The organism is Eudoraea sp., assembly GCF_049669105.1.
In the GTDB taxonomy this organism is placed as follows: Bacteria; Bacteroidota; Bacteroidia; order Flavobacteriales; family Flavobacteriaceae; genus Eudoraea.
In genome coordinates, this window is sequence record NZ_JBATKE010000182.1 from 1 (window position 1) to 7,933 (window position 7,933).

The 7,933-nt window shown below is 36.8% G+C and carries 8 protein-coding genes; 1 reads left to right on the top strand and 7 read right to left on the bottom strand.

What is annotated here, in order from left to right:
• The 7 genes from WBM60_RS14140 to WBM60_RS14170 all read right to left on the bottom strand — a co-directional run.
• Positions 1–289 (bottom strand): hypothetical protein (locus tag WBM60_RS14140; protein ID WP_424283221.1); only part of this gene is annotated, 289 nt, incomplete at its 3' end.
• Between the two features lie 54 nt (positions 290–343).
• Positions 344–430, bottom strand: coding sequence for a hypothetical protein (locus tag WBM60_RS14145; RefSeq protein WP_424283226.1), 87 nt, complete (start codon positions 428–430; stop codon positions 344–346).
• Between the two features lie 52 nt (positions 431–482).
• Complete coding sequence (locus WBM60_RS14150) at positions 483–2,063, bottom strand: phytoene desaturase family protein (RefSeq protein ID WP_424279215.1); 1,581 nt, start codon at positions 2,061–2,063, stop codon at positions 483–485.
• A 147-nt stretch (positions 2,064–2,210) separates the two neighbouring features.
• The gene (locus WBM60_RS14155; protein WP_424259349.1) at positions 2,211–3,437 is read right to left on the bottom strand and encodes a pyridoxal phosphate-dependent aminotransferase; all 1,227 of its coding nucleotides are present in this window, start codon (positions 3,435–3,437) and stop codon (positions 2,211–2,213) included.
• A 56-nt stretch (positions 3,438–3,493) separates the two neighbouring features.
• Positions 3,494–4,684 carry an MFS transporter gene (locus tag WBM60_RS14160; protein WP_424283222.1) on the bottom strand — a complete coding sequence of 397 codons (1,191 nt, stop codon included), beginning with the start codon at positions 4,682–4,684 and terminating at the stop codon, positions 3,494–3,496.
• 14 nt (positions 4,685–4,698) lie between these two features.
• On the bottom strand, positions 4,699–5,604 hold the full coding sequence (locus tag WBM60_RS14165; RefSeq protein ID WP_424283223.1) for a class I SAM-dependent methyltransferase: 906 nt from the start codon (positions 5,602–5,604) through the stop codon (positions 4,699–4,701).
• Positions 5,605–5,729: 125 nt separating this feature from the next.
• Positions 5,730–6,881 carry a methionine adenosyltransferase gene (locus WBM60_RS14170; protein ID WP_424283224.1) on the bottom strand — a complete coding sequence of 384 codons (1,152 nt, stop codon included), beginning with the start codon at positions 6,879–6,881 and terminating at the stop codon, positions 5,730–5,732.
• A 558-nt stretch (positions 6,882–7,439) separates the two neighbouring features.
• Here WBM60_RS14170 and WBM60_RS14175 point away from each other — a divergent pair.
• Positions 7,440–7,933, top strand: a 494-nt coding sequence (locus WBM60_RS14175; protein ID WP_424283225.1) for a hypothetical protein, incomplete at its 3' end; no start/stop codon positions are given.

A 7,933-nucleotide genomic window follows, 5' to 3' on the forward strand; every position in this document is an offset into this window, starting at 1 on the left:
CTATTATGTCTTTAAGATCAAGTTTTCCGGATGTACTCCACTGTTTTAGTTCAAATAAAATTGAGGCTATTGTTACAATCAGTACAATTTTTTTTGAATGTTTCGTAGGCCTGATCAATAGTAATAATGAAAACCCTAAGACATAAAAATAACTTGGTAAAAACCCAGCTATTCCATAATCATTTATCTCATTTAGATTTATGAAATCCCGGTAAATAACTTTACTTAAAAATCCCATAAGAACTGCTAAGAATCCGATTATTCCGAATATTTTATTTTCCTGTTTCATACTCCATATTCAGGACTTTTCGTGTTTCATACAACAAGGTTTTAACTGTATTTTTTATATAGGTATCATGGTCACAATTACTCGTTTATATCTTGATAATTGAGGCTCAAATTTATCAGTCACTTTTAAAATAAAATGCACAACCCCTTTATTCAGTGCGATGAAATACCTAAGGGAATCTTAGAAGTAATACCTAAACCTTTTTAAGAATGTTTTTCCCGTTAATGGCCATAGCAGACAATACTCCTGAGAACAAAGCACCTCCTACACCGGCAGTTACGATATCCTGACCTGTAAGATAAAAGTTTTTGATTGGTGTCCTTGGTTTTAAAAAAGGTTGTCTGAACCTCGAAGGGCTGTGGTCCAATCCGTAAATTTCTCCTTTTTCATAATTGACAAAATGTTGGGTGGTAAGTGGTGTAGAAAGTTCATAGTAATTGACTTTTCCCTGAACCTGCGGCAGTTGTTTGTAAAGTTCCTTTAACAAACGATTGGTGATTTCCTCTTTAATTGCTTCATACTCATCTCCTCTTTTTTTCCAGGAAGTATCAGACCATTTTTCAAATGTTTCATAGGGGAGCAATGTAATGATATCAATGGTGCTTTTGCCGGGGTAGCGATTAGACCAGTCTGGGTCTTTGGCTGAAGGAAAAGACAGATACACTACCGGAAATGGTTGTGACAAATCTTCTAAATATCTTTCAACACATGAATCATGGTCACCTTCTGCCGGATAAATCCAATAATTTGTTTTTGGAATCTTAAGTTCCTCTGGAGAACCCTCTAAACCTATGTATAAGCTTGCATGTGCCACAGATGGCTTTACCTTTTGCAACTGTTCTTTCAACTTGTGTTTTTCGACCGTTTTGGATGGCAATAGATTGTTGTAAGTGGTCATAATTCCTGCATTGCTTACAATGTTTTTAGCACGAAGTATTTTACCGTCTTTCATCCGCACTCCAATAGCGGTATTTTTTTCAATGACAACTTCTTCCACTTCTGCACTTACCAGAATTGTTCCACCAGATGCAGCTATTACAGGGTCAATTTTTTTTACAATTTGAGAAGAACCTCCAATGGGGAAACTTCCTCCGTTAAAATAATGTCTTACTACTGAGGCGTGCATGGAAAAACTACTTTGTTTTGGAGGTAATCCGTAATCGCCATATTGACCCGTAAGGACTTTTATTAAGGTTTCATTCTTTGTCAATGAACGGAGTACCTCATAGGTAGTTTTATCTGCGAATTTGTAAAAAGGTTTTCTCAAAAACCATCCTAAAAGGTTATTCCAGAATGGCGAAATAGCCTTACTGATATAATAGTTCTTGCTTGTTTTTACCGCCATAAAAACCAAATCGACGTATTTATTGATAGCTTTCTCTTCCTCCGGAAAATAAGAAATCATTTGGTTCTTAAAGTTTTTAACCCCTTTTACCAAATCAAAACGCTGATCCCCAATAATGATTCGGTCATACACCTCTCCCATATCAGCCCACTTCAATTCACCGTCCGTCACATAATCAAAAAGTTTTTTTAACATACTATTCTCTCGCTGTACTTCTCCTATATAATGGATGCCTACATCCCATTCATAGCCTTTACGCTTAAAAATATGTGTAAAACCACCGGCAGTATAATGCCTTTCCAACACTAAAACTTTTTGACCTTCTTTTGACAGAATAGCAGCAGTAGTAAGGCCTCCCATTCCTGAGCCAATAATAATGGTATCATAAGTTTCTTGCAATCGCGGTTTTTGTTTGTAAGATTGAATCATTCAGTTAACAGTAGTTAAGGGTTTGTGCTTGAAAAGTAGCGTTTTGACAGCAGCAATCTTTTCAGATATTATAAATGTATTAAAAAAGCGCAAGCTTTGTTAACTTGGCCCTGCAGCTATTTCTTATATATATTTATACAAGGAGGTTTAAATATTTTCGATCCATTTTATTATGGCATCAATTCCGATTTTCACTTTCGGGCAATTCTTTTCTACATCAAAGTGGCTGTTCTCCAGGGGTGGAATAAAATCCACATATGCCAATCTCGCCGCTAAATAATTTTCTTCAAATCCAAATGCATGGGCAGGCAATAACACGACACCTGTATCTTTTAATAATGTTTGACATAAATCATTTGAGGTTTTTATCCCTGCGGCATGCAATTTTTCCTGGTGAAGTGAGAAATCTGGAAAAATATAGAATCCGCCTTGGGGATTATGAACTCGAATACCGGAAGAATTCAGCTTGTCAGAGCAGTAATTTCCAATTTGACTAAGTATATTAACCTGCCATTTGATATACCATGTAATGTCCTGAAAATTTTTATAGGCGGTCCTGGCTGCAATTTGCACTGGTGTCGGGGCACAAGAGTAAGTTTCAGAACCTATGCCTATCATAGTTTTTTTTAAGTCTGACTCAATTTCATTGGGTACAAAAACAGCGCCAAATCGCCAACCTCCTGCGCCGCACCATTTAGATAATCCTGTGGTCGTGATTGTTTTTTCGGGATAATAATTCGCAAAAGATTTGTGGTTTAGGTTATGGTTAAGCAGACCATATATTTCATCGGATATGACATATATATTTTGGATTCGCGCCTGGTCGGCAATTTCCTTTAATTCACCCTCCGAGTAGGTTAATCCATCTGGGTTACCAGGGTAGTTCAATATCAAAATGGTAGCTCTATGTAATTTGTGTTTCGATGCTTTCTTGAGGCTTTCTGCACTAATTCTCCATTTTTGGTCGAAATCCGTTGGGAGCTGTATAATGTTATGTCCGGCAAGTTTGGCTTGTGGTCCGTAAGAAACCCAGGAAGGAGTTGGGATAAAGACATCGGCCTTTTCGAAAGCCATTAAGGTAGTAAAAATTAAAATTTTTGACCCTGGACCTATCAATATATCATCGGCCAAAACAGTAAGACCATTGTGTGCTTTGTGAAAATCTGCCATATATTGTCTTAACTCCAGATCTCCTTGAACTGAAGAATATTCCTTGTGATGAACGGCAGACTTCAGTTCATCCATAACTTGTTTCGGAGGTAGAAAAGGGGACTGCCCAAATCCGAATTTTATCAGCTCCTTATTTTGAGCGGCTAGATTTTTGGATTGGGTATTTATTAATAGGGTTTGTGATTCTTCGACCTTTCTGAACATAAATAATATTTTTTATTTCCTCTAACGTTTCGTTTTAAAAAACGTTCTAATGCCTTTTATGCACTGTTGGGTGTTGTTGTTTTATTTTTTCTGCTTAATGCAATCAGTGCCAATACGGGGCCTAGAGCTAGCAGAGTGTAAATGCTATTTGAATTGGTTAGTTCTCTCATTCCATTAATTATTTGAATGCTGAGAATGGTTACTGAAAAGCCAATGCAGTTAACTATTGTAAGTGCTGTCCCTTTAAGTTCAGGGGATGCATTTTGCGCTACTAATGTGGAGAAAAGAGGCGAGTCGGCAATAACTACCGCGCCCCAAAAAAGAAGAAAGGCAAGAAACAAACTTTCAAAGGTAACATCAAAAATCCATGGCGAAATAAGGCAACATACACACGATAGGAGTAGGGCTATAAATGCAGTTCGTTTTGTTCCGACTATTTTGGCAATATATCCCGCAAGAACACAAGCCAATCCACCAATTGCGATGATCAGGAAAGACCAGACCGAAATATTAAACCCAGTTTGAGGATGTAAATTGTTGTATGTTTTCAACATAACAGGAACAAAGGCCCAATAGGCATACAACTCCCACATATGCCCGAAATATCCAAAAGCAGCTTTACGAAAATTACTATTGCGAAATACCTTAAAGAAAGCAGATAAATCAATATTTACGCCAGGTTTCCTATAGGGCCCGTTGGGAACAAGGGCAATCATCAAAAAACCACCAAGCATTGCCAGGGCTGAAGTTGTGAATAATACTGATTTCCATGAAAAAACGTCGGTTATCCCCTTTAATAAATGAGGAAGCGCTGTACCAATGACCAGTGCCCCCACCAAAAACCCAAACGATTTTCCAAGTCCTTTTTCATAATAATCCGCGGCAATTTTCATTCCTACAGGGTAAATACCGGCAAGAAAAAATCCGGTTAAGAATCTAAATGAAAGCAGACTTGTCAAACTATTACCTTCCCAAATAACACCTATATTGAATAATGCTCCGAGTATTGCACTAATCAAGAATACTTTTGAAGGCGAAAAGCGGTCCGCGATCGTCAAGATTGCAAAGAGCAATGTACCTGTAATAAAGCCAAATTGGACCGCTGAGGTTAAGTGCCCAAGAGCACTATCAGTAAGGTTGAAATTTGTGATAAGGTCGTTCATCACACCATTACTGGCAAACCAAAGCGATATGCCACAGAACTGGGAGAATACGATTACAGGAAGGGTTATTCTAAAATTTTTCATACTCAGCTTTATCGCTAAACTTTTTCAAAAACCAATCGGTAATGATCCATTACCTCGTTTTCAAAACAGACCTTGTTGGGGCTTACTTTGAAAATAGCGACCAGGTGTCTAAATTCCATATTTGAAAAATATCTTGGAATGAGTGATAGGTAAAGCCAATATTTTTTAAGATGAAATTTTCTGAATTTCTTCCTCCATTGAGCAATGGTTTCAATATAATCTAATCTACCGCTACTTTGGGAAATTAGTTTGAATCCGGGTTTTGCACATTTTATGACCATCTCAGGTCTATAAGGAAGCCAGGAACCGGGGAACTGTTTTACCATTAGCGCCATCACATAGGCTGTAGATCCTTTTTTAGCATTCACGTCCAGCTCTTTAAATTCAATCATATTCTTGCTGAAGGTCATGGTTTGCATATAAAACCGCCCGCCAACCGGCAACAAATCATAGAGCGTTTTAAAAAAATTGCGATAAACGTCTTCCTGTTTGCCTGCCTGCCATTCTTTTACTGAACAAAAATGCTCCAATCCCCCAATACAGGTAATGGCATCAAATATTCCAAAGTCCTCCTTTTTTACATAGCGACAATCTTTAACCAGCACATTAAAACCATTCTTCTGACAGGCATGCGCCTGTCCTTGAGAGAGTGTTAAACCAATACTTTCTGAACCTCTTTCATGTATAATATAATTCATAAAAGGTGCCCAGCCACAGGCCATGTCAAGCACTTTACTTCCTTTGGTAATATTGAGACTATCTGCTATGAATTTGTGTTTTACCTTTTGAGCTTCTTCCAAAGACATCGAAAAATCACCATCATATTTTGCTCCGCTGTAATCCCCTGTTTCCCCCATGCTCAAACGGAATATCTTGTCGATAGTCGAGTACGTAAAATCTAAGTCTTTTTGTTCTGCCATTTGAAAGTTTTCTCGTTTGAACAAGCCTTTCAGCAGGTCCAAAAATTCAATTTCAATTTTCCCCCTGTTTCATTCATTTATCAAATTACACATAATAGTTAGTATAAAAAGTATTCTAATGCATTTTAAACATAGATTATTCTCTTCCAGTATTTATTAAGCCCACTGAGTTTTTCTTTTGCTAAACCTTCAATTTGTTTTTTATCTGCTCTAATATTTTTAAGTTTAAAATGCATTAATTGGGGTTCATTAATGGGTTTGCCAATTTGAGATACGATAAAAACAAGGGCTTCATCAGCAAAATTATTTTTAACAATAGCACGGCTCAGATCCATTGCAAAGTAATTGTAAATTTTGCCGATATGACTTACAGGATTTTTACCTGCTGTTGCTTCCAAACTCATAGGGTAATAAGGAGTAATTAATCCGTTGATGCGATTTCCTCGGCCTACCTGTCCATCATCACCACTTTCTGCACTTGTGCCTGTTACTGTCAGGTAGATGCTTTCATGAAGATAATCGTCAGCTGTATTAATATAAATAGTTGTTTCGGTTAAAAGTAACCTTGTGAGGACAAATTCTTTTAGCTGTTTGATTTTGGAAACATAGTCATTCAAATCAGCAATATATTTATCAATCATTGCAATTGCGATTGTAAAATAATTTTTCGAATAGTCTTTTACGCCCATCACCTTAATGTCTTCTCCAATAAAAGGAAACATATTTTTTGTGGATTGGGCATTTAATAATTCCTCAATCTTAATGATGGTATCTTCCAGAAAGGTAGTGGGATAAAAACCCGCACCGAATGATGTGTCATTTGCCAGTGGAATTTCACCTTTCCCAAAACGGTTGAACAGTTCAACTAAATCTTTACTTCCCGGACGTATTTTTGAGATAACCTGGACATCTCTTGAAACATCAAGATGCCGGATATTTTCCCGTAGCCACTTTTTTGCGGTTTCAACCGCAATTTCTTCAACCGGAATTATTTTATCCCTTACCTGGTGCGTAGCCCTGCCTGCAATTATCAGCGAAATGGGTTTAATTACTTTTCCACCATTATATGCGGGCTTCGATTGGCCTCCAATTAAAAGGGCTTTGTCAACATTGTGATGCATTATCGCACCAAACTCTTTCAAATAATATTTGCTGAGTTCAATGGAAATTTGTTCTGTTACGTAATCGCAAATGGTATCAGGATGCCCTATACCTTTTCGTTCCGCCATTTCAATATTTTTATCGACAAGGTCTCCTATAACTATGTTAATTGCCATTGTGTTTTTGTGCGTTAATAACTACAAAATTTCCTTCACTGAAGCCCTCTCTGGCCAGATCGATTTTGCTTTTGTTGTTCTTAAAAAGAGTTTGCCAATATTCTTATAGTGTTTTTCCAAATCGTCTATTTTATGTTTTGCTGTCTATGATTGCTCTAATTCTTGTTAAGGGATTTTTCCGCCGCAACCGAAAGGTAGCCAAATTGCAATGAAATCTGATTAGGAATTCAGCCGAAATAAGCTATACATGTTGTTAACCTTAGTTGTTTTCTATCTCAAAGATTATTTCATTCTGCCCTCTTAACGCTCCGTCCTCTAAAGAATTTGATCATTGTTTTGTTGGTTGGTCATAAAGACGGCTAAGGGTTCGTATATTATTTGCGCGACTTATACTCTGTGAGTATTTTTAACTAGTCAAGCTATAACCTAAAAATAGTGGTTTTTAATGAAGCCAGAAAGCAAGGGTGAATTATATACAGTATAGACAATTAAAATGTGATAATTCATAAAATTCATTTTCTTTGAATATTTAATTGGCATATATGAACAGGAATTAGAATGGAATCATTCATCACCATAGTAATCTGGGCTGCGCTTATTCAAGGTCTTTTGTTAGGGGTGATTTTTATTGCCTCTAAGAAATACGGTAGTTTTGCGAACAAATTATTGGGATTCTTTTTACTTTCTTTTGTGTTTGGGGCTTTGACGGATCTGTTACCCATGAGTGAATTATGGGGCTATTCACTTGAAGGTTTCTTCACCCTGCCCGAAGTAAAATTGCTTTTCCCTGTTTTATTTCTACATTTTGTTCTGGAGAAAGTTGGGAAATCCTCCTCCTATATATTATACCTGAAAATTCATTATTTCCTTGCGTTCAGCATTATAGGAATTACTCTGATAAATATCTTGCTGTTACTGTTTTCCGGTAATTCTTTATTGGATCTTTTAGGCTGGGAATTTCTTGATCATTTTTTCATGGCGCAACAATATTACGCCTTTATTTTAACTGTAACTGTGTTTGTCATTGCCATAAGAGAAACATTAAATTATAG

Bases quoted from the DNA above. Each gene is read 5' to 3' on its own strand.
- WBM60_RS14150 (WP_424279215.1), bottom strand. From the start codon at position 2,063: ATGATTCAATCTTACAAACAAAAACCGCGATTGCAAGAAACTTATGAT.
- WBM60_RS14160 (WP_424283222.1), bottom strand. From the start codon at position 4,684: ATGAAAAATTTTAGAATAACCCTTCCTGTAATCGTATTCTCCCAGTTC.
- WBM60_RS14170 (WP_424283224.1), bottom strand. From the start codon at position 6,881: ATGGCAATTAACATAGTTATAGGAGACCTTGTCGATAAAAATATTGAA.
- WBM60_RS14155 (WP_424259349.1), bottom strand. From the start codon at position 3,437: ATGTTCAGAAAGGTCGAAGAATCACAAACCCTATTAATAAATACCCAA.
- WBM60_RS14165 (WP_424283223.1), bottom strand. From the start codon at position 5,604: ATGGCAGAACAAAAAGACTTAGATTTTACGTACTCGACTATCGACAAG.